The organism is Variovorax sp. PEI5 (assembly GCF_056679935.1).
In genome coordinates this window covers 840,497-866,306 of the sequence record NZ_CM155257.1, presented here as the reverse complement: position 1 = coordinate 866,306, position 25,810 = coordinate 840,497, and the positions used below count along the sequence as shown (strand labels likewise).

The following is a 25,810-nucleotide window of genomic DNA, read 5'->3' as shown; positions in this document are numbered from 1 at the left end:
GGCGCGGCGTGGTCGCATGAAGTGCCCCTTCTGCCGTCATGCGGAGACGCAGGTCGTCGAGACCCGCGTCTCCGAGGATGGCGATTTCGTGCGCCGCCGCCGCCAGTGCGCCGGCTGCGACAAGCGCTTCACCACCTACGAGCGGCCGGACGTGGGTTTCCCGGTCGTCGTCAAGAAGGACGGCAGCCGCGCCGACTTCGATTCCAAGAAGGTCCGCGCCTCCATGATGCTGGCGCTACGCAAGCGCCCGGTGGGCATCGAGCAGATTGACGACGCGCTGCTGCGCATCGAGCAGAAGCTGCTGGCCAGCGGCCTGCGCGAGATCCCGACGACCGAAGTCGGCGGCCTCGTCATGCGGGAGCTCGAGGGCATGGACAAGGTCGCCTATGTCCGCTTCGCGTCGGTCTATCGCAGCTTCGAGGACGTCGACGAGTTTCGTCAGCTGCTCAAGGACATCTGAGTCCGGCGATCGGCCGATGGCGCCGCGCCTGGCCGCGCGTCCGGGCCCGATGAAGACCGCTTTTCCGTATCCGTGAAATTTTTCTCGCTCGCCGTGCTCGCGGCGCGCGCACCTGCCGAGCGGCGTTCGACCCTCGTCGGGCGGCATGGGCCGACCGCCACGCCCCGCCAGAATTCCCCGCACAAGTCGCCATCCAGGGAGGCGGCAGAACAAGCTGGGAATGCGCGTGAGACAACAAGCACATGAGGGCGGACCGTGGCTGGACGCCGGGTCGACGCTGGTCGAGATCCTGGTCTCGATCATCGTCATGGCGATCGGCATCCTGGGTCTGGTGGGACTGCAGATCTTCATGGTGCGCCACCTGCGGGAAGCCCGGCTGCAGACGACGGCCATGACATTGGCCACGGAACTCGCCGAACGCATGCGTGGCAACCCGAGCGTCGCCGCGCGCCGCGACCCCTCGTCCAACCCCTATCTGCGGCCACGTCTGCGCGCCGCGCCCACCGAGGTCGCCATCGACTGCGCGGTCGCGCGCTGCGAGACGCCGGAACAGCTCGCGACGTGGGACGTCGTCGAATGGGCCGGGCGCCTGTTCTCCGTGGAGAGCGGCCTGCCCGATGCCCGCGTCACCATCTGCTTCGACGAGCAGACCTTCGACGCCGACGGGCTGCCCATCTGGCACTGCACCGGGACGGGCGACCTGCTGCACATCAAGCTTGGTTGGCGCCGGGAGAGCACCGACCGCTCCCGGACCGGCGCCGCCGCCTTCGACCGCGTCGACGACGCCGACAGCCGTCCCGCGATCTCGGTGCCGGTCCTGACGGGCACGATGTCATGAGGCGCCGGATCGAGCGCGGCCTGACGCTGGTCGAACTGATGATCTCCCTGGTCCTGGCGCTGGTGGTCATCCTCGCCGCCGCGACCGCCCTGCGGGTGGCGCGACGCGGTTTCGCCACCGTCGATGCCATGGGTCAGCTGCAGGACAACGCGCGCTTCGCCGTCGAGCTCATCCAGCGCGTCGCCTCGCAGAGCGGCTACCTGGACGATGGATATGCCGTCCAGACCCGGCCCCGGGACTTCCCGCTGGTGGATGCGCCGCAGACACCCGGCGCGGTCCAGGGCTACGACGATGCGCTGGCCCCGGACGGTGCCGTGGGTGTCAACGGCAGCCGTGGCGCCGGCTGCACGACGGCGGCCGGTCCGGCCTGCCGGCAGGCGGGCGACGTCCTGGTGCTGCGCACCCAGGCCGCCGCCCGGTCGCCGGGCGCCCTCGAGAGCGATCACGCCAGCATCGACTGCATGGGCGACACGTTGAAGACCGCACCGACCCATCGCGACGATCTCGGCGTCAGCGTGCTCTATGTCGACGTCGGCAGCGATGGCGAGCCCTCGCTGATGTGCAGGGCCGGCAGCACCGCCGGCCTGGCGTCCAGGCCGCAGCCGATGATCCAGGGCGTGGAGAGCTTCCAGGTGCTCTATGGCGTCGACGGCGTGACGCCGAACGCCCCTGCCGACGCCGCCGCCGTGGTCGACGGCGTCGCCGAACGCTACCTGCGCGCCGACCAGATGGTCGTCGCCGGCGACACCGCCGCCACGCACGAGAACTGGCGGCGCGTGCGCTCGCTGCGCATCGGCCTGGTGCTGCGCGGGCCGCCGGATGACGCACGGGACCGCGCGCCCGCTCCGGTGCTCCATCCGCTCGGCGCCGGCATGTCCTCCGCCGCCGATCCCGGCAGCCGCTTCGTGCCGGAGACCGACGGGCGCTTGCGCCAGACGGTGGCATTCACCATCCAGTTGCGCAATGCGCCGGCCCTCCCATGAGCAGGCCGCGCATTCCCGCCCGCCGCGCGCCACGGGGCCTGTCGCTGGTCGTCGTGCTGCAGCTGCTGCTGGCGGTCTCGATCCTGGGCCTGGCCTCGGCCGAGCTCGCGCTGATGGGTGAACGCGGCGCGCGCAGCACCCGCGACATGCAGCTGGCGCTGCAGGCGGCCGAGGCCGGCCTGGCCGACGCGATCCGCGACGTCGACGGTCCCGCCGATGCCGTGGCGCGCGCCGGCGCCTTCGACGATCCGCGCGGCGACGCCTTCGTCGAGGGCTGCGGCACCGGCCCCCGCAACCGTGGCCTGTGCCGGCAGAAGCGCATCGGCAAGCCGGTCTGGCAGGAGATCGATTTCACCGACTCCTCGCGCACGGCCGGCTTCGGCGAGTTCACCGGACGCACCTTCGCCAGTGGCGCCGGCATGGCGCGCGGCCTGCGCCCGGTGCTGGCACCGCGCTACATCGTCGAGGCGGTCGACGACCGCGAGCTGCTGAGCGACCTGTCGCTTCCTTCCCTGCCGGTCTACCGCATCACCGCGATGGGCTTCGGGCCGCGCCGCGACATCCAGGTCGTCCTGCAGACGCTCTACCGGAGACGAAGGACATGAGCACCCATGCCACCCGGCCGACGCGGTCCTCCGGGCATTCTCGGCGGCTGGCGCTCGTCGCCATGATCCTGCTGATGGCGGCGCTGTCCTGGCGGGTGCTCGGCCAGACCTCCGAGGTCAAGGCGATCGAGCTGTCCGCCGAGCCGCTGCACATCGGCGCCCCGGGCCACCCGCCCACGCTGACCCTGGCCATGGCGATCGGCCACCCGCTCCTCGGCGCCCGCCACCCGGCACCGGACTACGACGTCGACGACACCTATCACGGCTACTTCGACGCCGAGGGCTGCTATGCCTACCTGGACGCCGCCGAACCGATGCTGCGCCGTTTCGACCGCATCGGCGCGGCCCGCGCTCATGGATGCCAGGGCACCGGCTTCAGCGGCAACCTCATGAACTGGGCCACCGCCTCGGCCCTCGACCTGCTGCGCCTGGGCTTGACGGGCGGCGATCGCATCGTCGACACCCCCGAGCTGACGGTGCTGCAGCGCGCCGTGCCGCCTCCACACGATGGTGGCGCGATGCCGCGCCGGCGGCTCGCGGCGGATGCCGCCGCGCAGGCCCTGCCCCAGGCGCTGCGGGGCGACTGGAAAGGCGATGTCTTCATCGGCGATTGCCCGGATGGCATCGGATTCGGCACCCGGGCCTCGGCCGGCTGCACCCCGTCCGGCGATCCCGACGACCTGGGCGTCGCCCGGCCCGGGGTCCAGGGCGACCCGGAGACGGCGCACGGTTCGACGCCGCTGGCGCGCGACCGCTTCTTCCAGGCCCGCGTCCGCGTCTGCGAGTCCGATGCGCGAGGCGAGCTGCTCGACCCGCGCTCCGACCTGTGCGTGCGGCAGCCCGCCGGCAACTTCAAGCCGCTCGGCCACCTGCAGCGCCAGGCCGACCGCCTCCGCGTGGCGGTCTTCGGCCTGCTGATGGACGAGAGCGACACGCGCCATGGCGGCGTCCTGCGCGCGCCGATGAAGTTCCTCGGCCCCGAGCGCCGGGACGAAGCCGGCGTGCCGCAGCCCGCCAACCCGCGCCCGGAATGGGATCCCGCGACCGGCGTCCTCGTCGCCAATCCGGAGGACGCGGCCGAGGGCGTGAGCGGCGTCCTCAACTACCTCAACCACCTGGGCCGCGGTGGGTCGGTGCCGGGGCGCTACCGGCAGCGCGCGCCGATCGGCGAGCTCTACGACGAGGCCCTGCGCTACCTGCGGGGTCTGGCACCGACATCGCAGGCCGGCCTCGGCCTGACGGCGGACCTGAAGGACGGCTTCCCCGTCCACGAGCGCTGGGACGATCCGCACGCCGGCGGCTCGGCGAGCCGGGATCACGCCTGCCTGCGCGATCACCTCCTGCTGATCGGGGACGGCCACACCTACCTGGATGCCTCGATGCCCGGCCGGCAGTCGACCGATCCGCGGGAATTCGCCCGCCCGGCCGGACCCGGCACCGACGAGCCCGACGTCGCCGCCTGGACCCGCGTGGTCGGCGGCTTCGAATCGGACACCCGCGTCGCCCATCCCGACGATCCGACGCGCGCCACCTCCAATCCCAATCCGGCCGGGTCGCCGGCGGCGCCATGGCCGGAAGCGACAGCCATCGGCATCGGCCACGACATCGCCGGGCTGGCCTACTGGGCCGGCACGCACGACATCCGGGGCGCCGCGCCGGCCATCGCACCGGACCGGCGACGCCCCGGACTGCGCGTCACGACCCACGTGCTCGACATCGAGGCGGATGGCAACGGCGAGCCGCTCGACCGGCGCCGCCGCACGCCCCTCTTCCTGGCCGCGAAGTACGGCGGCTTCATCGACCGGTCGGGCATCGGCCATCCATTCGTCGATGCCCGTGGCCAGCCCGACAACAGCGCCTGGGAGCACCCGAACCGGGCGGGTGATCCGCGCACCTATCACCTCGCCGGCGACGCGGCCGCCTTGCTGGGCGGACTGGACGACGTCTTCGCCGGCCTCGGTTCGCGCGGCCAGACCATCGCCACGGGCGACGTTCCGGCCACGGCGCTCGCCGCCACGGCGCCCCTGTCGCTCTACCGAGCCAGCTTCGACAGCGACCGCTGGCATGGCGACGTGCGGGCGGTGCCGCTCGCGCTCGACGCGTCCGGTCGCGTCGTTGCCGGCGACGATGGCGCCGCGGGTGGCTGGTCGGCCGCCGCCCGGCTCGACGCGCCCACGCTCGACCCCGACCGGCGCCGGATCTTCATCGGCCGGGTCGACATGTCGCGGCGCACGGCCGACGAGTTCCACTGGCCCCTGCTGGAGGGCGATGCCGATGGCCACGGGCTGCGCCAGTCGCTCGACCGCGCCAGCGCGACGGCGCCACCGGACGGGCTCGGCGCGCGGCGCGTTGCGTTCCTGCGCGGCGACCGGCGCCTGGAAGGCGTGCGCTTCCGCCGGCGCGCCAGCCGCCTGGGCGACTTCGTGCACTCGGGCGTCGCGTTCGACGAGCAGTCCGCGCGCGGCCCGACGACCGTCTTCGCCGGCGCCAACGACGGCATGCTGCATGCCTTCGACGCCACGACCGGCGACGAACGCTTCGCCTACATCCCGAGCTGGCTAGGGCCGCACCTGGCCACCCTGACCGCGCCGGCCTACGACGCCGGCCTGCATCGCGGCTATGTCGATGCGACGCCGCGCGTGGCCCGGGCCGACTGGCCCGATGGCAGCCGCAGGACGGTGCTGGTGGGCGGCACGGGCAGCGGCGGCCAGGGCGTCTATGCGCTGGACGTCGGCGATCCGGCGGCCTTCGACGCCTCCCGCGTCCTGTGGGAGTTCACCGATCGCGACGACCCGGCGCTGGGCCACGTGACCGGGCGGCCCTGGATCCTGCGTTTCCGCACCAGCGCCGCCGATGCCACGGGCGCGCCGACCCACCGCAGCTTCGCCGTCGTCGCCAGCGGCGTCGGCAATGCCGCGCCCGATGGTCACGCCACCACCGATGGCGCGCCGGCGATCTTCCTGCTCGACCTGGCCAAGCCGGTCGGCACGCCCTGGAAGCTGGGCGCCAATTACTTCCGCCTGTCCGTCCCGGTCGATGCGATGCTGGCCGCCCGCCTGGCGCCCGGCATCCTGGATCTGGCTCCCGTCATCGGCCAGGATGGCGCCGTGCAGGCGCTGTATTTCGGCGATCTCCATGGCCGGCTCTGGAAACTCGACTTCTCGCGCCAGGGCAGCACCGGCTGGACGACGCGCCAGCTGTCGCCCTTCGTCCGCGATGGCATCGCGTGGCCCCTGTTCACCGCCCGCGACGGTCCGGGCGATACCGGCCGGCCGCAACCGATCAGCGCCGCACCGCACCTGCTGGCCGGACCCGGCCACAGCGTGCTGGTGGCCTTCGGCACCGGCAGGTACCTCGAACGCGACGACGATCCGTCGAGCACAACGGCGCGGCCGCAGACCCAATCGATCTACGTGCTCCTCGACGACGCGACGTCCAGCGTGGACGGAAACGGATCGGCCGGACACGGTGGGCAAGGCGGCGGCCCTGGCGACGGGGCGATCGCCGGCCGCGCGCGGCTCGTCGCCGGCAGCGCGCGCGATGGCACGATCACCGTCCCGCCCTTCGCCTGGGGTCGCCCGTCCACCGACGACGACACGACGCGCCGGGCCGGCTGGTATGTCGACCTGCCCGCTGCCGGGGAGCGCCAGATCGGCGAGCTCGCGACCTTCGGCCGCACGCTCGTCTTCGCCTCGCTGATACCTCCGGGCGCCACGAACGAGGTCTGCGATGCCGGCTCCGGCCACGTCTACCAGGTCGACCTCGTCACCGGCGACGGCAACTTCCGGGCCTCCACCGTCGGCGTGCCCGCCACGCCGCTGGTGCTGCGGGACGGTCCGTCCGCGCCCGGCGCCGTCGAAGCCGGCGGGCGCGGCATCACCACGACGCGGGCCCGCATCGTCGGCATCGGTTCGGCGGGCATCGATCCGGCCATCGGCGGCGATGTCGCCCTCCCGCCACGGACGCAGGTCCACGGCATGCTGAGCTGGCGCCGCATCCACAACCACCAGGACCTCCGCCATGCCAGGGACTAGCGCCACGGCCTGCGCGGCCGAAACCGACGCGGCGCCCTCGCTGGCCGACTGCGTGCGCGTCACGGCGACGCCCACGCGCCCCGATCCGGCGGTCGACGTGCTCTGGATGGAGAGCACCGGCGCACGTGGCTGCGAAGGCACGGCCCGGTCGGAACCGCACGCATGCGGGTCCTGAGGCACCGACCGCACCGCCGCGCCACGAGGCGCGCGCCGGGGTTCACGCTGGTCGAGCTGATGGTGGTGCTGGCCATCGCCGGCGTGCTGCTGCTGATGGCGACGCCGAACTTCACGACCTTCGTGCGCGATGCCGAACTGGCGTCGGCCGCCCGCGGCCTCGTCGCCAGCCTGCACGCGGCGCGCTCCGAGGCCATGAAGCGCAACCTGCCCGCCCTGGTGATGCCGCTGGAGCCCGGCCGCCGCGACTGGTCGCGGGGCTTCGTGGCCTTCGTCGACACCGACCGCGACGGCCGCTACACCGAAGGCGTCGACCAGACGGTCCTCAGCCAGCCGCTCGCGGCGCCGTTCCTGTCCATCACCGGCACCGGCAGCATCCGGGCCACGCCCGCCTACGTGCGCTACGATGGTTCGGGCTTCCCCCGGAAGACCGACGACAGCCCCGACAATCTCAGCATCAGCATCTCGAGGACCGATGTCCCCGGCCATCCCGCCTTCGCGCCGAGCCGCCGCATCTTCATCGCCCGCACCGGCCGGCTGCGGATCTGCACGCCGGCCTCGGCCAGCGACCGGCGCTGTCCGCCGCTCGCCGGCGATGGCTGACCCGCCGGCCCGGCCGCACTCCTTCGTTCCGCTCTCCCTCCGATGAAACTCCCGCCCCCAGACTGCATGGCCGAGGCGCTGGCGCTGGCCCGCTCCGCCCTCCTCCTCACCGATCCGAACCCCCGCGTCGGCTGCGTCATCGCCACTCCCGACGGCACGGTGCTCGGGCGCGGCCACACCCAGCGCGTGGGCGGCCCGCATGCCGAGGTGATGGCCTTGCGCGACGCGGCCTCCCATGGCCATTCGGTCGCGGGGGCGACCGCCTACGTCACGCTCGAGCCCTGCTCTCACCATGGCCGCACGCCACCGTGCTGCGACGCCCTGGTCGCCGCCGGCATCGCCCGCGTGGTGGCCTCGCTGGCCGACCCCAATCCGCTGGTCGCCGGTCGCGGCTTCGAGCGACTGCGCGCGGCAGGCATCGAGGTCGAGGTGGGTCCCGGCGCCATCGCCGCGCGCGCGCTCAATCCCGGCTTCTGGAGCCGCATGACGCGCGGCACGCCCTGGGTCCGCATGAAGATCGCCGCCTCCCTCGATGGCCGCACGGCCCTGCCCGATGGCAGCAGCCAGTGGATCACCGCCGAGCCCGCGCGCGCCGACGGCCATGCCTGGCGCGCCCGCGCCAGCGCCGTCCTCACCGGCGTCGGCACGGTGCTCGACGACGACCCGCGCCTGGATGTCCGCGCCATCGAGACGCCGCGCCAGCCGCATCTGGTGATCGTCGACAGCGGCCTCGCGACACCGCCCGCCGCCCGGCTGTTCGAGGTGCCCGGGCGCCACGTCTGGATCTATGCCGCCCGGCGCGACGCGGAGCGGGCCGCCGCGCTCGAGGCCCGGGGCGCGACCGTGACCTGCCTGCCGGATGCGCGCGGCAAGGTCGACCTGCCGGCGCTGCTGCGCGACCTGGCCGCGCGCGAGGTCAACGAACTGCATGTCGAGGCCGGCCACAAGCTCAACGGCTCGCTGCTGCGCGAGCGACTGGTGGACGAACTGCTGGTCTACCTCGCGCCCAAGCTGCTCGGCGACGGCCTGGGGCTGGCCAACGAGCCATTCGCGGGCGGCCCGCTCGCCAGCCTGGCGGATGCGATGGCGCTGGAATTCACGGCGATCGATCGCGTCGGAGGCGACCTGCGCATCCTCGCGCGCGTCGCCGGCCGCGATGCCTCGCCGACCGCGCCACCGTCGTCCTGAAGGCTTCGGCCGTCGCTGGCCATGGAAGGCCACGGAAGGCCGCGAGACGGCGCATCCTTCGAACCCCGGGAGTCACGCTCATGATCACCGTCACCGCGCTCAAGTGGGTTCCGCCTTTCGCACGGGGCCAGGTGCGTGCCACGCGATCGGAGCGATTGCTGCCGGTGTCCGAAGGCGATCGCGCCCGGGCCGTCACATGAAGTACTACCCGTCCCCGTGACGCCGGAACCCGATGCTCACGCCACCGATGGAGCCGGCGTGGCCGGCGGCTGGGTATCGGCGAGCGCCCAGGCGCCGTGCTGCGAGTCCTCGACGAACCACAGGCCCCGGCCGGCGTTCCAGATCAGCGACTCCTTGCGCAGGCGTTCGAGCGCCACCTGCACGGCGGACGGTCCGGGCATGGCGACATCGGCATCCGGGACGGCCTCCCTCATCAGCCGCTCGTAGTCGCGCAAGGCCTCGCCGTCGAAGGGCGTGAAGTCGCGTCCGAGCCTGGCCATGCGGCGGAACACCGCCACGTCCAGCGCATCCATGGAACGCAGCGAGACCATGAACGCCTGCCGCGCCGTCTCCATCGCGCGATGCGCGCCTTCGACGAAGACCCGGTCGAGGGTCGCGGGATCCAGCGCGCGATCCCGCTCGAACGCGGCCAGCAGTGCCTGCAGGGGCTCGGGCCGGCGACTGAAGATCTCGAAGGCCTGGTGGAGCACGCCCAGGCTCAGGTGGGCCTTGAAGGGCGAATGGTCGAGCACCCAGGCCAGGTAGGTGTCGTCGAGTTCGGGCAGATGCTCCTGGCGGGCGTGGAAGAACGCCTGGTCCTTGGAGGCCACCAGTGTCATCAGCCGGTCGCTGTTCGAGCCGGTGGCGATCAGGCGAAAGCCGGCGCCCTCGCCCAGGATCATCGCGTCGCGCGCGGCCTTGAGGGCGAACATCGTGTTGCGGCCCTCCTCGGTGGTCTGGGCATGCTGGGCCTCGTCGATCACCATCACGATCGGCTTGTCCGTCGCGGCGCCGAGCTTCTCCAGCGTGCGGGCGATGCTGTCGCCCTCCTGCGTGCCGATGGCGTCGAGGTCCATCTCCAGGCCGCCGAGCCGGACCTTCTTCAGGCCGACCAGCTTGGCGGCCCGGGTGACGGCGCCGCTCTCGTGCAGGATGGCCTCGCCGATGGCGGCGACGATCACCCGCGCGGGATCGATGCGCTTCTGCTCCCAGAGATCGGCATAGATCACGATGGCGCCGGCCTCGCGCAACAGCGGCAGCAGGTCGGCCTTGATGAAGGTGGTCTTGCCGGTGCGCCGGGGCGCCGAGAGGAACAGGCCGGACTTGTAGCCGGGGTCGCCGAGCTTGTCGAGGATCGATTCCGCGAGCTGCGTCCGGTGGAAGATGTGCTCTCGATCGCGCTTGAACGACAGCGGTTTCACGGCCATGGACGCTCCCGATTATGAGGAATTATGTGACTCTGCTCCGATTATGCGAAATTATGGCGACTCCGGAGAACGCGCCTCCCAGTCCCGCAGACGGTCCAGGAAGATCCGCAACACGCGCCCGGCGTTGCCGTCCGAGAAGCCGGCGCTGTGCGGGGTGACGATGACATTGGGCAGATCCCACAGCGCGGAGTCGGCGGGCAGCGGTTCGAAATCGAACACGTCCAGGTAGGCCCCGGCCAGCCGGCCGCCTCGCAAGGCGTCGATCAGCGCCGGCTCGTCGATCACCTCCCCACGCGCCACGTTGAGCACATGGGCCTGCGGGGGCAGGAAGGTCAATGCGCGCGCGTCGACCAGCCGGCGGGTGCGATCCGTGAGCGGACAGGCCAGCAGCAGCCAGTCGGTCGCCGGCAGCAGTTCGTGCAGCCGCTCGAAGGCGACCGTGGGCACGCCCGCCGCCACCGGCGTGTCGCTGGAGCGCACGACCGCCACCTTCAGGCCGATGGCGCCCAGCAGGCGCGCGGCTTCCTGGCCGATCGGCCCCCAGCCCACCACCGTGACCTGCTGGCCGGCCAGGTCGCGCGGCAGCATTCCACCGATCAGCGATGCCCAGCGGTGCTCGCGCTGCGCCGCGGCGAGTTGCGGCAACCGTCGCGCCAGGCCCAGCAGGGCCGCCACGACGGTCTGCGCCACGACCACGGCATTGGCGCCGCTGGAGGTGGTGACGGACACCCCGCGCTCGCGCAGCCGCACGAACACCGGCCGGTCGGCGCCGGCCGCGTGGATGTGGACCCAGCGCAGCGAAGGAGCCGCCAGCAGCGTGTCGTAGAAGACCTGGGTCGCGGGCAGCACCTGGTGCTTGGTGGACAGCCCCGTCACGTCGCGCGAGACGAAGGCGATGTCGGCATCGCCCTCCTGCACCAGGCGGTGCGCCCGCTGCGACAGGCAGCGCGCGATGGCTGCGCCATGCTCGCACGCCGCCCGCGCGGACAGCAGGATGCGCAGCGGCGCCGTCATTCCGCCGTGGCGCCCGAGGCCTTGACGATCCGGGCCCACTTCTCGAACTCCTGCTGCGTGAAGCGGCCGAACTGCTCGGGGGAGCCCCCGACCGGGTCGGCGCCTTCGCGCACCATCTGGTCGCTGAGCGAGGGCAGGATGTCGTTGACCGTCCGGTTCAGCAGCGCCACCACCTGGGGCGGTGTGCCCTTGGGCGCGAAGAAGCCGAACCACGAGCCGGCCTCGAAGCCGGGGAATCCCTTCTCGGCGATCGTCGGCACGCCGGGCAGCGAGCGCGAGGGCTGCGCGCTGGACACCGCGATGGCGCGCAGCTTGCCGGCCTTGATGTGCTGGATGACCGAGGGAATGGTGGCGAACATGAACTGCAGCCGGCCGGCCAGCAGGTCGTTGAGCGCTCCCGAGCCCTTGTAGGGGACATGCAGCGTGTCGGCGCCGCTGCGCTGGCTGAGCATGTAGCTCGACAGGTGCGACGACGTGCCCACGCCGGTCGAGCCATAGCTCAGCTTGCCCGGATTCTTCTTGGCATAGGCGACGAATTCCTCCAGCGTCGTGGCCGGCACGTCGTTGTGCACCACCAGCACGTTGGGAACGTCGGCGATCTGCACCACCGGCACCAGGTCCTTGAGCGGGTCGTAGGGCAGGTTCCTGTAGAGCGTCTGGTTGACCGCCATCGGGCCGACCGAATTGACGATGAGCGTGTAGCCGTCCGCCGGGGCCCGCACCACCATCTCGGTGCCGATGTTGCCGCCGCCGCCGGGCTTGTTGTCGATCACGAAAGGCTGCCCCAGCTTGTCGGTGAGCTTGTTGGTGACCGCCCGCGCGAGGATGTCGGTGGTGCCGCCCGCGGTGAAGGCGACCACCACCTTCACCGGCCTGGCGGGATAGGCGGACTGGGCCAGGCCGGCCAGGGGAAGCAGCGCGCAGGCCGTGGCGGCGCCGATCAGTGCATGTCGTCGGATCATGGGTTTGTCTCTTTGGATCTCTGGGTGGATCTGTGGGTGCGCCGCGCAGCGGCGGGATGGCGGGGGGAGCCGAGGCTCAGGTCGCGTAGCCGGGATCCATGCGGTCGAGCTTGCGCAGCAGGGCCGGCCACTCCATCACGCCATAGGGCCGGCGGGTGCCCGGCTGATAGTTGTTCCAGGTCTCCTCGAGCACCTCGCGGGCCACCGGGCGCAGCGGGGTGTTGCAGGCCATGGCGCCCAGCTGCGAGCGGCATGCGAGCTCGAGCCGGTGCATCCAGTTGAAGGCCTCGCCGACGGTGCGGCCCACCGTAAGCACGCCATGGTTGCGCAGGATGAGCGCTTCGCCCTGGCCCAGGTCGGCCACCAGGGACTCCTGCTCGGCGGTGTCCAGCACGACCCCCTGGTAGTCGTGATAGCCGATCTTCAGGAACCGCATGGCGGTCTGGGTGATGGGCAGCAGGCCGCAGTCCAGCGAGGACACCGCCATCGATGCCCAGCTGTGGGTGTGGATCACGCAGGCCACCTCCGGGCGCGCCTCGTGGACGGCGCTGTGGATCACGTAGCCGGCCTTGTTGACGCCATAGTCGAGCGCGCCGAAATCGGCCTTCGCGAGGATGGTGCCGTCGTGGTCGACCTTGATCAGGCTGGAGGCGGTGATCTCCTCGTACATCATCCCGTAGGCATTGATGAGGAAGGCGCCCTCCTCGCCCGGCACGCGCGAGGAGATGTGGTTGGCCATCATGTCGGCCATGCCGTAGTGCTCGATCAGCCGGTAGCACGCGGCCAGGTCGACCCTGGCCTGCCACTCCTCGGGGCTGCATCTGTCCTTCATGGATTCGATCCGCAATTCGTTCATGGTGTCTCCTTATTCGGCGCTGATCTTGCGTTCGCGCACCACCTTGCCCCACTTCTCCGATTCGGCGCGCATGAAGCTCGCCAGTCCGGCGCGGGTGGTGGGCTGGGGCGTGAGGCCGTGCTTCTCGAGCGCGTCCTTCACGCCGGGATCGTTCAGCACCTTCACGATCTCCACGTTCCAGCGGTCGAGCAACGGCGCCGGCGTCTTCGCCGGCGCGACGAAGGCATACCAGTTGAGCGCCTCGAAGCCCGGATAGCCGGCCTCGGCCACGGTCGGGATGTTGGGCAGGTAGGCCGGCCGCGTCGGCCCGGTGGTGGCCAGCGGCACCAGCTTGCCGGCCTCGACCTGCGGCATCGCCGTGGGCGGAGCCGAGAAGTACGAGGCCACGCGCTCGCCCAGCAGGTCCTGCAGGGCCGGCGCCCCGCCCTTGTAGGGCACGTGGGTCATGTCGATGCCGGCGCGCTGGTTGAACAGTTCGCCCGCCAGATGCGAGGCCGAGCCGGCGCCGGTGGAGGCGAAATCGACGCTGCCGGGCTTCTTCTTCGACAGCTCGACGAACTGCGCCAGCGTCGTCGCGCCGACCGCCTTGTTCACCACCAGCACGTTCGGGAAATTCACGCCGCCGGAGACCGGCGCCAGGTCCTTGAACGGGTCGTAGGGCAGCTTCATGAGGTGCGGCGCGATGGTCAGCGGACCGATCGAGCCGAACAGCAGCACCGTGCCATCGGCCGGCGCCTGGGCGACGTACTGGTGCGCGATGTTGCCGCCCGCGCCGCCCTTGTTGTCGACCACGACGGTCTGGCCGATGTTGTCGGCCAGCTTGCGGGCGATCAGGCGGGCCGCGGCATCGGCGGCGCCGCCGGGGGCGAAGCCGACCACCAGGGTGACCGGCTTGCGCGGCGGGAAATCCGCGTTCTGGGCATGGGCGGCCGGGGCGCCGAGCGCCCCGAGGGCGCTCAGGGCCGCGGCGGTGGTCAGCAGGCGTCTTCGAACTGGCATGGGTGATGTCTCCGTCGGGGGGTTCTTCGTTGTGGGGTCTTCGTCGCGGGATCGGGTGGCGCGCTCAGTCGCTGCCCAGCTGCAACCGGTTGGGCAGGCGCTTCTCGATCGAGAACTTGAGCAGCGCGGCGCTGCGGAACACGCCATGCGCGAACTTGCCGTACGGCAGGGTCAGGAACAGCGCCATCACCACGCCCAGGTGCACCGCCAGCAGCAGGCCCATGACCGAGGTGTCGCGCCAGGCCAGCAATGCCAGGCCGGTGGCGCTGGTCAGCAGCAGCAGCGCGATGAAGCCCCGGTCCATCGGCTTCTGCGCCACGTCGCCATGCTGCGGGTCGCGCCGCAGGTTCAGCCACAGCAGGCCGGACGGGCCGATCAGCAGGCCGATGCCGCCGAGCGTGCCCAGGATCACCGGCGCGCTGGTCAGCGGATAGGGCGCGTGCCAGTCGAGCAGGTAGTGGTACAGCGTGGCCACGGAGGTCGCCGCGAAGCACAGCATGAAGCCATAGAAGGTGAAGTGATGGAAGCGCCGGCGCCACAGCGTGAACTTGTCGTCGGCGTCGTTGCAGCCCTGCCCGTGCCCGCCGCCGAGGTACTTCAGCCGCAGCGCGTCGTGCGCGGCCTCGGCGGCGGCGGCGCCCGGCACGCCGGCCGCGGGCGTGACGTCGCGCCAGAAGCGCCGCACCCCCAGGCCCAGCGCCAGCACCACGAACAGCGACACCGCGCCGAACACCAGCGCCAGGAAGTTGTGCGGGAAGATGGCGTAGAAGTCGCCCGCCAGCGGCTGGTGCAGCAGCGGACCGGCCATGGCCAGGCCGAGCACCAGGAACAGCGCCAGTCCGGCCGCCAGCGCCAGCGCCACCGTCAGGCCGGCGCGCCGGTAGAGCCCGCCCATGGCGCTCGGCCAGGCGTAGTCGTGATAGGTCTGCACGCGCACCTGCGCCATGGCCTGCGGCACGTTGACCGCGAACTCGTGCGGCGGCGCGTACTGGCACGCATGCAGGCAGGCGCCGCAGTTGTGGCAGAGGTTGGCCAGGTAGTGGATGTCGGCCTTGCCGAATTCCAGCCGGCGCGTCATGGCCGGGAAGACGGCGCAGAAGCCCTCGCAATACCGGCAGGCATTGCAGATCTGCATGATGCGCGCGACCTCCTGCTCACCGGTCGACAGCGGTCCGGCCGGGCGGATCGGGATCACGCGCGGACTGGCGCTGGGCCGGCCGTCCTGGCCCAGCGGGTCGGACTCGGAGCGCACGCGTTCGATGATCTCAGTGAGTGGCGGCATGGTCGACCTCCTGCGTCGGGTGGATGGAAGGGGTGGTCGTCGAGGCCGCCCGGGGCACCGGCCGCATGGCCCGCGATTCCTGGTCGAAACCCGGGTGCCGATGGCCGCAGGCGCGCGCCGCGCCCACGCCGGCGATGCGGCCGAAGGCGGTGCCGATGCTCATGCCCACGCCGGCGGTGTAGCCCTTGCCCAGCACGTTGCCGGCCATCATCTCGCCGGCCACGAACAGGTTGGCGCTCGCCCGGCCGCCGAAGCGCACGGCGGCGCTCTCGTCGACCTTCAGGCCCAGGTAGGTGAAGGTGATGCCTGGTCGCAACGGGTAGGCGTAGAACGGCGCGGTGTCCAGCGGACGCGCCCAATGGGTCTTCGGCGGCGCGAGGCCCTCGGTATGGCAGTCGTCCAGCGCGGTGTGGTCGAAGGTGCCGACGCGGCAGGCGGCGTTGTAGTCGTTCACCGTCTTCATGAAGGTGGGGACGTCCAGCCCGAGCTGGCGCGCCAGGTCCTCCAGGGTGTCGGCACGGGTGCCGTCGAACACCGGTGGCATGAAGCGGCCGATGGCCTTCTGGTCGATGATCGAATAGGCGATCTGCCCCGGCTGGTGCGCCACCAGCCGGCCCCAGATGGCATAGCGCTTGGGCCAGAAGTCCTCGCCCTCGTCGTAGAAGCGCGCGGCCTCGCGGTTGACCACCAGGCCCAGCGAGACGCAGTCGATGCGCGTGCAGATGCCGCCGTCGTAGAGCGGCGCGCGGGCGTCGATGGCCACGCAGTGCGCCTGGGTCGGGTCGCCGATCGAGTCCACGCCGGCCTCCTCCAGCATGTGGCGCAGCAGCACGCCCTGGTTGAAGCGGGTGCCGCGCACCAGGAAGTTCTCGGCCGGCCACTCGCCGCGCTCGTTCTGCCCCCAGGCCTCGCGCTGCCAGGCCAGGTTGGACTCGAAGCCGCCGCAGGCCATCACGCAGCTGCGCGCCGCGATGCGTTCGCCAGTGCTGGTGATGGCGGCCACGAAGCGGTCGCCATCGAGCTCCAGGCGCTCGATCGGCGTGTCGTAGCGCACCCGCACGCCCAATGCCTCGGCGCTGCGGTAGTAGGCATTGACCAGCGCCTTGCCACCGCCCATGAAGAAGGCATTGGTGCGCGCCACGTGCAGTGCGCCCGACAGCGGCGGCTGGAAGTGCACGCCATGGCGGCGCATCCACGGCCGGCAGCCGGCCGAGTGCCGGATCACCAGCCGCGCCAGTGCCTCGTCGGTCAGGCCGCCGGTCACCTTCAGCAGGTCCTGCCAGTACTCCTCCTCGGTGTAGGCCTCGATCAGGACGTCCTGTGGCGCGTCGTGCATGCAGCGCAGGTTGCGCACGTGCATCGAATTGCCGCCGCGCCAGGCGCGTGGCGCCGATTCGACCAGCAGCACGGAGGCGCCGGCCTCGCGCGCCATGAGGGCGGCGCAGAGCGCGGCGTTGCCGCCGCCGATCACCAGCACGTCCGCCGGGGGGTGGTTGCCATCTGGGGCCATGGATGTCTTCGTGGGGAAAGCCGGGAAGCGCGCACTCTAGGCCGCCGGGGCCCGGCGCGACAGTCCGCTTCCGGCATGGGCCCATCACGATCCGTGATGACTCCCGCGCGCGCCGCTGCGCGATGGCGTCAGTCCGCGCCCTGCACCAGGGTCGCGCCCGGCCACTGCCCGGCGCCGACCAGCCCGCGCGCCACGTCGGCCAGCACCACGCGCACCGCCAGCGCCGCCGGCGACAGCTCGTCGTCCGACAGGCTGCAGATGGCGTTGCGGCGATGCGCCTGCGGATCGGCCAGCGGCGCGAGATGGAAGCGCTCGGCCGCGTCCGGATAGCGCCCGACCGCCGCGCCGGGCTGCACGGTGGCGCCGAAGCCGGCATCCACCGCCGCCATCAGCATCGCCAGCGAGTCGATCTCCGCCACCGGCTGCAGACCGACCCGGGCCCGCAGCGCGGCGGCATCGATGGTGGCGCGCAGGCCATGGCCGCCGGTCGGCAGGATCAGGGGCTGCGCCGCCAGCGCGCGCATCGAGACCGGCCGCGCGCCGGTGCCGGCGGGCATGTGGCGCCGCGACCGGATCAGCAGCAGCTTCTCGTCGAGCAGCGGCAGCACGCTCCAGCGTCGGCCGGCCTGGGTCGAGAACAGCACCGCCAGGTCGAGCTGGCGCGCGTTGAGCATCGCCGTGAGATGGCCCGACAGGCTCTCGACCATGTGCAGGCGCACATCCGGATAGCGCTCGCGCATCGCCGTCATCAGGGGCAGCGCCAGGACGGCGCCGGTGGTGGGCGCCAGGCCGACGCTGACGGTCCCGGTCAGGCGCGCCGCGCGCGCGGCGCGCTGGGCCTGCTCGGCATGGCGCAGGGTCAGCTGCGCCTCGCGGAAGAAGGCCGCGCCGGCATCGGTGGGCAGCACGCCGCGCGCGCTGCGCTGCAGCAGCCGGGTCGCGAGCTCGCCCTCGAGCCGGCTGATCTGCTGGCTCAACGCCGACTGCACCACCCCCAGATCGATGGCGGCGCGGCCCATGCTGCCGAGTTCGATGGCGCGGACGAAATAGCGGAGTTGGCGCAGTTCCATGAGGGACGTATCGGTCGGTGCCCGGACCGGAGGTCGGCCCGTGCGAAAATGCTCCGATGTTCACCGGAATCATCACCGGCGTGGGGCGTATCGCCGCCGTCCACGACCTCGGAAGCTCCTTATCCCACGGCAAGCGGCTGCGCATCGCCACGCCCGCCGGCTATCTCGACGACGTCGGCCTGGGCGACAGCATCGCGCTCAACGGCGCCTGCATGACGGTCACTTCGCTCGAGCCGGCCGAGCCCTCCTTCACCATCGACATCTCGGCCGAATCGCTCGACAAGACCGCCGGTCTGGCCGAGTCCGGCGGCGCGGTCAACCTGGAGAAGGCCCTGCGCGCCAACGACCGGCTCGGCGGCCACATCGTCTCGGGCCACGTCGACGGCATCGGCAGCGTGGCGAGCTTCGCCGCGGTGGGCGAGAGCTGGGAGCTGCGCGTGCTGGCGCCGCCCGCGCTGGCCCGCTTCCTGGCCTACAAGGGCTCGATCACCGTCAATGGCGTCAGCCTGACCGTCAACCGCGTGGACGACACCGCCGAGGGCAGCGAGATCAGCATCAACCTGATCCCGCACACGGTCGAGCACACCGCGCTGGGCACGCTGGTCGCGGGCAGCCGCGTCAACCTCGAGATCGACACCGTCGCGCGCTACGTGGAGCGCATGCTCCAGGCCGGCGCGATCGGCATTCCTCCCCTGGCGAGCCCGGCTCCAGCGCCGGCCGCGCCGAAAGACCTGTACTCATGAATGCTTCCGTGACGCCGATCGGCGCCGCCGCCACGCGCAATGCGCCACCATCGGGCGCGCCGTCGCCGGCCGTCGCGCCGATCTCGCCGGTCGAGGAGATCGTCGCCGAGATGGCCGCCGGCCGCATGGTGATCCTGGTCGACGAGGAGGATCGCGAGAACGAGGGCGACATCGTCCTGGCCGCCGACCACGTCACGCCCGAGGCCATCAACTTCATGGCCCGCCACGCGCGCGGCCTGATTTGCCTGACGCTGTCGCGCGAGATCTGCGAGCGGCTGCAGCTGCCGCCGATGGTGGCGCGCAACGGCGCCAAGCACGCCACCGCCTTCACCGTCTCGATCGAGGCCGCCGAGGGCGTCACCACCGGCATCTCCGCCGCCGATCGGGCCCGCACCGTGCAGGCCGCCGTGGCCCGCGACGCCGTCGCCGCCGACCTGGTCCAGCCCGGCCACATCTTTCCGCTGCAGGCGGTCGACGGCGGCGTGCTGATGCGCGCCGGCCACACCGAGGCCGGCTGCGATTTCGCCGAGATGGCCGGCTGCTCACCGGCCGCCGTGATCTGCGAGATCATGAACGAGGACGGCACGATGGCGCGCCTGCCCGACCTGCAGGTCTTCGCCGCCGTCCACGGCCTGAAGATCGGCACCATCGCCGCGCTGATCGAGCATCGCAGCCGCACCGAATCGCTGGTCGAGAAGATCGGCTCGCGCGCCATCCGCACCGCCTGGGGCGACTTCACCGCCCATGCCTTCCGCGACAAGCCCAGCGGCGGCGTGCACCTGGCGCTGGTGCGCGGCAGCTGGCGGGCGGACGAATCCATCGCCGTGCGCGTGCACGAGCCGCTGTCGGTCCTGGACGTGCTGGAGGTCGGCCGGCCCATGCATTCCTGGGGCCTCGACGCCAGCCTCTCGCACATCGCCGCGCAGGAGCGCGGCGTGGCGGTGCTGCTGAACTGCGGCGAATCGGCCGCCGAACTGCTGGCCCAGTTCGAAGGCACCGCGCGCCCGGCGCAGGCGCCCGAGCGCGGCCGCATGGACCTGCGCAGCTATGGCGTCGGCGCCCAGATCCTGCGCGAGTGCGGCGTCCACCGGATGCACCTGCTGGGCACGCCGCGCCGCATGCCGAGCATGGCGGCCGGCTACGGCCTCGAGATCACCGGCTACATCCAGAAGGACTGAATCCCCATGTTTCACGCGAACCAGGGCGCCGAGATGGCGCTCGACGGCACGGGCCTGCGCATCGGCATCGTGCAGGCACGCTTCAACGCCGACATCACCGACGCCCTCGCCGAGGCCTGCCTGGCTGAACTCGCGGCGCTCGGCGTCGCCGACCACCACATCGACCACGTCGTCGTCCCGGGCGCGCTCGAGGTGCCGGTGGCACTGCAGGCCCTGGCCCGGCGCGGCCGCTACGACGCGCTGATCGCCCTGGGCTGCATCATCCGCGGCGAGACCTACCACTTCGAGCTGGTGGCCAACGAGTCCGGCGCCTGCGTGAGCCGCGTCGCGCTCGACCACGGACTGCCCATCGCCAACGCGATCCTCACCACCGAAAACCTCGAACAGGCCGTGGCCCGCCAGACCGACAAGGGCCGCGACGCGGCGCGCGTCGCCGTCGAGATGGCCCGGCTCCTGGCGCAACTTCCATGACCGACGACTCCCACCCGACCCCCTCCCCCGCGTCCGCGTCCACCGCCGCCCGCGCGCCGCGCCAGTCGCGCAGCGGCCTGACCAGCACCGGCGTGCGCAAGGCCGCGGCCAAGTCCAACCGCAGCCGCTCGCGCGAGTTCGCGCTGCAGGCGCTCTACCAACACCTGGTGGGCCGCAACGACCCGACCGACATCGACCACTTCACGCGCGACCTGGCGGGCTTCCACAAGGCCGACGCGGTCCACTACGACGCGCTGCTGCACGGCTCGATCCGCGAGGAGGCCGAGCTCGACGCCCTGATCGTGCCGCTGCTCGACCGCAAGATGGCCGAGATCTCGCCGGTCGAGCACGCCATCATGTGGATCGGCGCCTATGAATTCCGCCACTGCCTGGACGTGCCATGGCGCGTGGTGCTCAACGAATGCATCGAGCTGGCGAAGGAATTCGGCGGCACCGACGGCCACAAGTACGTCAACGCGGTGCTCAACGGCCTGGCGCCGCAGCTGCGCGCCAACGAGGTCGACGCCGACCGGGCTTCGGGCAAGGCCCGCGCATGAGCATGAGGATCTCGCGGCGCGCCGAGCGCATCGAGCCGTTCTACGTGATGGAGGTCGCCAAGGCGGCCGGAGCGCTGGCGCGTCAGGTCGCCCAGACCGACCGGCCGATGATCTTCCTGAACATCGGCGAGCCGGACTTCACCGCACCGCCGCTGGTGCAGGAAGCCGCCAACCGCGCGGTGCGCGCCGGCGCCACCCAGTACACCGCCGCGACCGGCCTGGAGCCGCTGCGCGAGCGCATCTCCGACTGGTATCGCCAGCGCTTCGGCATCGACGTGCCGGCGCGCCGCATCGTCATCACCGCCGGCGCCTCGGCGGCATTGCAGCTGGCCTGCCTCGCCCTGATCGACGCCGGCGACGAGATCCTCCTGCCCGACCCCAGCTATCCGTGCAACCGGCATTTCGTGACCGCCGCCGAGGGCACGCCCGTGCTGATCCCGACCACCGCCGCCGAGCGCTTCCAGCTCAGCGCCGACAAGGTCGAGGCCGCCTGGGGCGAGCGCACGCGCGGCGTGCTGCTGGCCTCGCCGTCGAACCCGACCGGCACCTCGATCGCGCCGGACGAGTTGCGGCGCATCCACGAGGTCGTGACGCGGCGCGGCGGCGTCACCCTGGTCGACGAGATCTACCTCGGCCTGTCGCACGACGAGCGCTATGGCCAGAGCGCGCTGGCGCTGGACGACCAGGTCGTCAGCATCAACAGCTTCAGCAAGTACTTCCACATGACCGGCTGGCGCCTGGGCTGGCTGGTGGTGCCCGACGCGCTGCTGCCGGCGGTCGAGCGGCTGGCGCAGAACCTGTTCATCTGCGCCAGCACCGTGGCGCAGTACGCGGCGCTGGCCTGCTTCGAGAACGAGAGCATCACCGAGTACGAGCGCCGCCGCGCCGAGTTCAAGGCCCGCCGCGACTGGTTCATCCCGCGCCTGGAGGCGCTCGGCCTGCCGGTCCCGGTGATGCCCGACGGCGCCTTCTACGCCTGGGCCGACTGCCGCGAGTTCGCGCGCCGCCTGGGCGTCGCGGACAGCTGGGACCTGGCCTATGCGCTGATGGAGCGGGCCCACGTGGCGGTGACGCCGGGGCGCGATTTCGGCCATGCCGAGACCGCCGGCTTCATCCGCTTCTCCACCGCCAGCTCGATGGCCCACCTGCAGGAAGCCATCGCCCGGCTCGAGGCCCTGGCCCGGCCATGAGCTTCGCCTTCGACATCCGCGTCTACTGGGAAGACACCGATGCCGGCGGCATCGTCTTCTACGCCAACTACCTGAAGTTCATGGAGCGCGCCCGCACCGAGTGGCTGCGCGCCATGGGCATCGAGCAGCAGGCGCTGCGCGAAGCCAGCGGTGGCATGTTCGTGGTCAGCGAGACGCAACTGAAATACCATCGGCCGGCCCGCCTGGACGACCGGCTGGTCGTCACGGCCGAACTGACGCAGCGCGGCGCCGCCTCCCTCACCCTGGCCCAGCGCGTGCTGTCGAAGACCGAGCCGGACGCCCTGCTCTGCGAAGGCACCATCCGCATCGGCTGGGTCGACGCCGGGTCGTTGCGGCCCGCGCGCATGCCCCGGCACGTCGCGGGAACCCTGGAACGCCACTGCGCTCCATGAATCACTCCATCACGCCATGAACCAAGACCTCTCCATCGTCACCCTCCTGCTGCACGCGAGCTTCGTCGTGCAGCTGGTCGTGCTCCTGCTCGTGGGCATCTCGGTCGCCAGCTGGGCCGCGATCTTCCGCAAGTTCTTCGCGCTCAAGCGCATGCGCGCGCTCAACGACGAGTTCGAGCGCGAGTTCTGGTCGGGCACCAGCCTGAACGAGCTGTTCTCGGCGGCGGCGCAGAACGCCAAGCTGTCCGGGCCCATGGAGCGCATCTTCGCCTCCGGCATGCGCGAGTACCAGAAGCTGCGCGAGCGCCACGTGGCCGATGCCGGCACGCTGCTCGACGGCGCCCGGCGCGCCATGCGCGCGAGCTTCCAGCGCGAGCTCGACGTCGCCGAATCGAACCTCTCGTTCCTGGCCACCGTCGGTTCGGTGTCGCCCTACGTGGGCCTGTTCGGCACGGTCTGGGGGATCATGCATGCCTTCACCGGTCTGGCCGCCCTCGCGCAGGTCACGCTCGCCACCGTCGCGCCGGGCATCGCCGAGGCCCTGGTGGCCACGGCCATCGGCCTGTTCGCCGCCATCCCGGCGGTGGTGAGCTACAACCGCTTCGCCCGCGAGATCGACAAGATCGCCATCGCCCTGGAGACCTTCATCGAGGAGTTCTCCAACATCCTGCAGCGCAACCTGTCGACGCACCTGGGCGGCAGCCCGGCCCCGGCCGCCGGTGGCGCTTCCGCCACCGGTCGCTGAGACCAAGCCGCGCCTGCCCATAGCGACGCACCGGAGAACCCTTCATGCCCGCCGTTTCATCCCGTGGCCGCGGACGCCGCACGATCAACGAGATCAACATGGTCCCGTTCATCGACGTGATGCTCGTGCTGCTGATCATCTTCATGGTCACCGCGCCGCTCATCACGCCCAGCGTCATCAACCTGCCGAGCGTCGACCGCGCCAACAAGCAGCCCGACAAGCCGATCGAGATCGTCATCAAGACCGAGGACGAGATCCAGGTGAAGAAGGACCCGTCCACCGGCTCGGGCGGCCGTAACGTGCCCTTCGGCCAGATCGGCCAGGCCGTGAAGACGGCCCAGGACGGCGACGCCCAGCGGCCGGTGGTCATCAGCGCCGACAAGTCGGTCAAGTACGAGACGGTGGTCAAGGCCATGAACGAGTTGAAGCGCGCCGGCGTCGAGCGCGTCGGCCTCTCGGTGACGACCACGGGCGCGAAGTAAGGGATGTCGCTCGCTTCGGACCGCCCCGAATTCGCGCCACCGCCCCAGCGCGGCACGCCGCGCGCGGTGGTGTTCGCGCTGCTGGCGCACGTCGTGCTGATCGCCGCGCTGACCTGGGGCGTCAGCTGGAAGCGCGATGCCGAGGAAAGCGATGCCGTCGAGGCCGAGATCTGGTCGTCGACGGTGCAGCGCGCCGCGCCGCGCCTGTCGCAGCCTCCGGCGCCGACGCCCGAACCCACGCCCGCGCCACCGCCCCCGCCGCCACCTCCCCCGCCGCCGGCCCCCGCGCCGGCACCGCGCCCGGCGCCACCCCCGCCACCGCCGCCCACCGTGCGGCCACCCGATCCCACGCCCGCACCACGCGCCCCGGACATCGCGCTCGAGCGCGAGAAGAAGCTCAAGGAGCAGCGCGAACGCGAACGCGATCTGGAGGAAGCACGGCAGGAGAAGAAGCGCGAGGCCGTCAAGGAAGCCACCCGCAAGGCGGCCCAGGAGAAGAAGGAACTGGAAGCCAGGCGCCGCGCCGAGGAGGAAGCCGAGGACCGCCGCGAAGCGCAGCAGAAGGCCCAGGCCGATGCCCGCCGCAAGAAGGAGGCCGACGCCCGCCAGCAGGCCGAGGCGAAGCAGGCCGAGGCCCGCAAGGAAGCCGAGGCCCGGCAGGCGGAAGCCCGCAAGGCCGAGGCCAAGGCCCGCGCCGACGCGGCGGCGGCGGCATCGGCCGCGGCGGCCAAGCAGGCCGCGGCCGATCGGGCCGCCACGCTCAAGCGCATGCAGGGCCTGGCCGGCGCCAGCGGCGACGACGGCGCCAGCGGCAACGCGCAGCGCTCGTCCGGTCCGTCGGGCAGCTATGGCGGCCGCGTCGCGGCGGCGGTACGGCCGAACGTGGTGTTCCCGGATGCCGACCTCGTCAGCGGCAACCCGGGCGCCGAGTTCGACGTCCGCCTGGCGCCCGACGGCACCATCGTCGGCACGCCCCGACTGGTGAAGTCCAGCGGCCTGCCGGCCTGGGACCAGGCCGCCCTGCGCGCCTTGCAGAAGACCGAGAAGCTGCCGCGCGACATCGACGGCCGGGTGCCGTCGGCGCTGATCGTGCAGCTCAAGCCCAAGCGCTGAGCCCCCGGGGGGCCGCGCCGCCGGCCTCCTCCCTCTCCTGCTACTTGTGGATCGCGCGCCGCGCCGACTGGGCGGCGCGCCAGAGACGCGACTTGGCGCCATCGCGCCAGGCCTGCGTGCCCACCGGCGCCGGCTTCAGGCCGACGCGGCCGAGCACCGGCCGGGCCGAGTGATTGAAGGCCAACGCGCGGCGCCAGCCCATCGACTGCGGCGTGTTGAAGATGATCGACATCGAGATCGAGACGTCGTCGTTGCCGTTGCGCACGTGGTGGCCGGCGACGAAGGGGATGTGCAGCGCCTCGCCCGGGCTGAACTCGAAGCGCGTCGCCAGGCGGTCGGTCTCCTGCGACCACGGCAGGCGCGTGTTGGCATAGGCCACGTAGGCCTCGCGATGGACCTGGCTGACCACGCGTTCGTCCCATTGCTCGAACACGCTGACCTCCTTGCTGCCGCGGAACTGCATCAGGAAGGTCGAGTAGCGATCGATGTGGAAGGGCGTCACGCTGCCCGGCGAGGCGATGAAGAGATAGAGCTGCGGCTCGACGATCCGCGCCCCGGCGCCGCGTCGGCGCATCAGCGTCTCGACATCGGCCACCAGCTCGCGATGCAATGGCGCGAAGGACGGATCGACCTCCGGTCCACTGACCATCACATAGGAATCGGAGACGCGGATGTTCTCGATCGTCTGCTCGATGCCCTGCTCCTTGGGCTGGCCGCGGAAGGTGCCCTCGAAGTCGTCGCCGTTCTTCAGCTTGCCCATCGAGTACATGACCTGCTTCTTCGGCAGGGCCGGGATCACGCGCGCCAGGTTGTCCAGGCTCAGGGCCGGATGGCCCATCAGCTTGTGGCGGAACTTGAAGGCCTGGCGGTCGAACTGGTCGAAACCCGCGTCATCTTCAAAACAATGCATCAG

At 71.7% G+C, this 25,810-nt stretch carries 26 protein-coding genes; 17 read left to right on the top strand and 9 right to left on the bottom strand.

Features of this window, described 5'->3' with window-relative positions; translation table 11 throughout:
• Positions 1 to 16: 16 nt before the first annotated feature.
• The 8 genes from nrdR to ribD all read left to right on the top strand — a co-directional run bounded on the left by nrdR (position 17) and on the right by ribD (position 8,885).
• Entirely contained in the window at positions 17 to 460 is a 444-nt protein-coding gene (nrdR, locus tag AC1MLT_RS04015) for a transcriptional regulator NrdR (RefSeq protein WP_481033986.1), read from the top strand.
• Positions 461 to 686: 226 nt separating this feature from the next.
• Positions 687 to 1,298, top strand: a complete 612-nt coding sequence (gene pilV / locus AC1MLT_RS04010) for a type IV pilus modification protein PilV (RefSeq protein ID WP_481033985.1) — start codon at positions 687 to 689, stop codon at positions 1,296 to 1,298.
• The gene (locus AC1MLT_RS04005) at positions 1,295 to 2,281 is read left to right on the top strand and encodes a PilW family protein (RefSeq protein WP_481033984.1); all 987 of its coding nucleotides are present in this window, start codon (positions 1,295 to 1,297) and stop codon (positions 2,279 to 2,281) included. The genes pilV and AC1MLT_RS04005 overlap by 4 nt, the downstream gene beginning before the upstream one ends.
• Positions 2,278 to 2,886, top strand: a complete 609-nt coding sequence (locus AC1MLT_RS04000; protein ID WP_481033983.1) for a pilus assembly PilX family protein — start codon at positions 2,278 to 2,280, stop codon at positions 2,884 to 2,886. Before AC1MLT_RS04005 ends, AC1MLT_RS04000 begins: the two co-directional genes overlap by 4 nt.
• On the top strand, positions 2,883 to 6,920 hold the full coding sequence (locus tag AC1MLT_RS03995; protein WP_481033982.1) for a pilus assembly protein: 4,038 nt from the start codon (positions 2,883 to 2,885) through the stop codon (positions 6,918 to 6,920). Before AC1MLT_RS04000 ends, AC1MLT_RS03995 begins: the two co-directional genes overlap by 4 nt.
• Positions 6,907 to 7,095 carry a hypothetical protein gene (locus AC1MLT_RS03990; protein WP_481033981.1) on the top strand — a complete coding sequence of 63 codons (189 nt, stop codon included), beginning with the start codon at positions 6,907 to 6,909 and terminating at the stop codon, positions 7,093 to 7,095. The genes AC1MLT_RS03995 and AC1MLT_RS03990 overlap by 14 nt, the downstream gene beginning before the upstream one ends.
• A complete protein-coding gene (locus AC1MLT_RS03985; RefSeq protein ID WP_481033980.1) occupies positions 7,083 to 7,697 on the top strand; it encodes a GspH/FimT family pseudopilin in 615 nt (204 codons plus the stop codon). Before AC1MLT_RS03990 ends, AC1MLT_RS03985 begins: the two co-directional genes overlap by 13 nt.
• A 42-nt stretch (positions 7,698 to 7,739) precedes the next feature.
• Positions 7,740 to 8,885, top strand: coding sequence for a bifunctional diaminohydroxyphosphoribosylaminopyrimidine deaminase/5-amino-6-(5-phosphoribosylamino)uracil reductase RibD (gene ribD / locus AC1MLT_RS03980; RefSeq protein WP_481033979.1), 1,146 nt, complete (start codon positions 7,740 to 7,742; stop codon positions 8,883 to 8,885).
• A 236-nt stretch (positions 8,886 to 9,121) separates the two neighbouring features.
• On the opposite strand, the gene AC1MLT_RS03975 is transcribed toward ribD, so the two are convergent.
• The 8 genes from AC1MLT_RS03975 to AC1MLT_RS03940 all read right to left on the bottom strand — a co-directional run bounded on the left by AC1MLT_RS03975 (position 9,122) and on the right by AC1MLT_RS03940 (position 18,005).
• Positions 9,122 to 10,312 carry an ATP-binding protein gene (locus AC1MLT_RS03975; protein ID WP_481033978.1) on the bottom strand — a complete coding sequence of 397 codons (1,191 nt, stop codon included), beginning with the start codon at positions 10,310 to 10,312 and terminating at the stop codon, positions 9,122 to 9,124.
• 51 nt (positions 10,313 to 10,363) lie between these two features.
• Positions 10,364 to 11,326, bottom strand: a complete 963-nt coding sequence (locus AC1MLT_RS03970; RefSeq protein WP_481033977.1) for an NAD(P)-dependent oxidoreductase — start codon at positions 11,324 to 11,326, stop codon at positions 10,364 to 10,366.
• Positions 11,323 to 12,288 carry a Bug family tripartite tricarboxylate transporter substrate binding protein gene (locus AC1MLT_RS03965; RefSeq protein WP_481033976.1) on the bottom strand — a complete coding sequence of 322 codons (966 nt, stop codon included), beginning with the start codon at positions 12,286 to 12,288 and terminating at the stop codon, positions 11,323 to 11,325. Before AC1MLT_RS03965 ends, AC1MLT_RS03970 begins: the two co-directional genes overlap by 4 nt.
• Before the next feature lie 76 nt (positions 12,289 to 12,364).
• Positions 12,365 to 13,144, bottom strand: a complete 780-nt coding sequence (locus tag AC1MLT_RS03960) for a class II aldolase/adducin family protein (protein ID WP_481033975.1) — start codon at positions 13,142 to 13,144, stop codon at positions 12,365 to 12,367.
• Between the two features lie 9 nt (positions 13,145 to 13,153).
• A complete protein-coding gene (locus tag AC1MLT_RS03955; protein WP_481033974.1) occupies positions 13,154 to 14,143 on the bottom strand; it encodes a Bug family tripartite tricarboxylate transporter substrate binding protein in 990 nt (329 codons plus the stop codon).
• Between the two features lie 64 nt (positions 14,144 to 14,207).
• Complete coding sequence (gene tcuB / locus AC1MLT_RS03950) at positions 14,208 to 15,425, bottom strand: tricarballylate utilization 4Fe-4S protein TcuB (protein WP_481033973.1); 1,218 nt, start codon at positions 15,423 to 15,425, stop codon at positions 14,208 to 14,210.
• Entirely contained in the window at positions 15,409 to 16,935 is a 1,527-nt protein-coding gene (gene tcuA / locus AC1MLT_RS03945) for an FAD-dependent tricarballylate dehydrogenase TcuA (RefSeq protein WP_481033972.1), read from the bottom strand. The genes tcuB and tcuA overlap by 17 nt, the downstream gene beginning before the upstream one ends.
• Before the next feature lie 128 nt (positions 16,936 to 17,063).
• A complete protein-coding gene (locus AC1MLT_RS03940; RefSeq protein WP_481033971.1) occupies positions 17,064 to 18,005 on the bottom strand; it encodes a LysR family transcriptional regulator in 942 nt (313 codons plus the stop codon).
• A gap of 56 nt (positions 18,006 to 18,061) precedes the next feature.
• Here AC1MLT_RS03940 and AC1MLT_RS03935 point away from each other — a divergent pair, with 56 nt between their 5' ends.
• Genes AC1MLT_RS03935 through tolA form a run of 9 tightly spaced genes read left to right on the top strand, consistent with a single transcriptional unit; the run spans position 18,062 to position 24,897 of the window.
• The gene (locus AC1MLT_RS03935) at positions 18,062 to 18,748 is read left to right on the top strand and encodes a riboflavin synthase (protein WP_481033970.1); all 687 of its coding nucleotides are present in this window, start codon (positions 18,062 to 18,064) and stop codon (positions 18,746 to 18,748) included.
• A complete protein-coding gene (ribBA, locus tag AC1MLT_RS03930) occupies positions 18,745 to 19,926 on the top strand; it encodes a bifunctional 3,4-dihydroxy-2-butanone-4-phosphate synthase/GTP cyclohydrolase II (protein WP_481033969.1) in 1,182 nt (393 codons plus the stop codon). Before AC1MLT_RS03935 ends, ribBA begins: the two co-directional genes overlap by 4 nt.
• Before the next feature lie 6 nt (positions 19,927 to 19,932).
• Positions 19,933 to 20,397, top strand: a complete 465-nt coding sequence (gene ribH, locus AC1MLT_RS03925) for a 6,7-dimethyl-8-ribityllumazine synthase (protein ID WP_481033968.1) — start codon at positions 19,933 to 19,935, stop codon at positions 20,395 to 20,397.
• Positions 20,394 to 20,954, top strand: a complete 561-nt coding sequence (nusB, locus tag AC1MLT_RS03920; protein WP_481033967.1) for a transcription antitermination factor NusB — start codon at positions 20,394 to 20,396, stop codon at positions 20,952 to 20,954. Before ribH ends, nusB begins: the two co-directional genes overlap by 4 nt.
• A 2-nt stretch (positions 20,955 to 20,956) precedes the next feature.
• Positions 20,957 to 22,144, top strand: coding sequence for a pyridoxal phosphate-dependent aminotransferase (locus tag AC1MLT_RS03915; RefSeq protein WP_481034898.1), 1,188 nt, complete (start codon positions 20,957 to 20,959; stop codon positions 22,142 to 22,144).
• On the top strand, positions 22,141 to 22,557 hold the full coding sequence (gene ybgC, locus AC1MLT_RS03910; protein ID WP_481033966.1) for a tol-pal system-associated acyl-CoA thioesterase: 417 nt from the start codon (positions 22,141 to 22,143) through the stop codon (positions 22,555 to 22,557). The genes AC1MLT_RS03915 and ybgC overlap by 4 nt, the downstream gene beginning before the upstream one ends.
• A 16-nt stretch (positions 22,558 to 22,573) precedes the next feature.
• Positions 22,574 to 23,302: a protein TolQ gene (tolQ, locus tag AC1MLT_RS03905; RefSeq protein WP_481033965.1), complete on the top strand. Its 729-nt coding sequence runs from the start codon at positions 22,574 to 22,576 to the stop codon at positions 23,300 to 23,302.
• Between the two features lie 44 nt (positions 23,303 to 23,346).
• A complete protein-coding gene (locus AC1MLT_RS03900; RefSeq protein ID WP_481033964.1) occupies positions 23,347 to 23,784 on the top strand; it encodes an ExbD/TolR family protein in 438 nt (145 codons plus the stop codon).
• A gap of 3 nt (positions 23,785 to 23,787) precedes the next feature.
• Positions 23,788 to 24,897 carry a cell envelope integrity protein TolA gene (gene tolA / locus AC1MLT_RS03895; protein ID WP_481033963.1) on the top strand — a complete coding sequence of 370 codons (1,110 nt, stop codon included), beginning with the start codon at positions 23,788 to 23,790 and terminating at the stop codon, positions 24,895 to 24,897.
• A gap of 40 nt (positions 24,898 to 24,937) precedes the next feature.
• On the opposite strand, the gene AC1MLT_RS03890 is transcribed toward tolA, so the two are convergent.
• A complete protein-coding gene (locus AC1MLT_RS03890) occupies positions 24,938 to 25,807 on the bottom strand; it encodes a cupin-like domain-containing protein (RefSeq protein ID WP_481033962.1) in 870 nt (289 codons plus the stop codon).
• Positions 25,808 to 25,810: the final 3 nt, after the last annotated feature.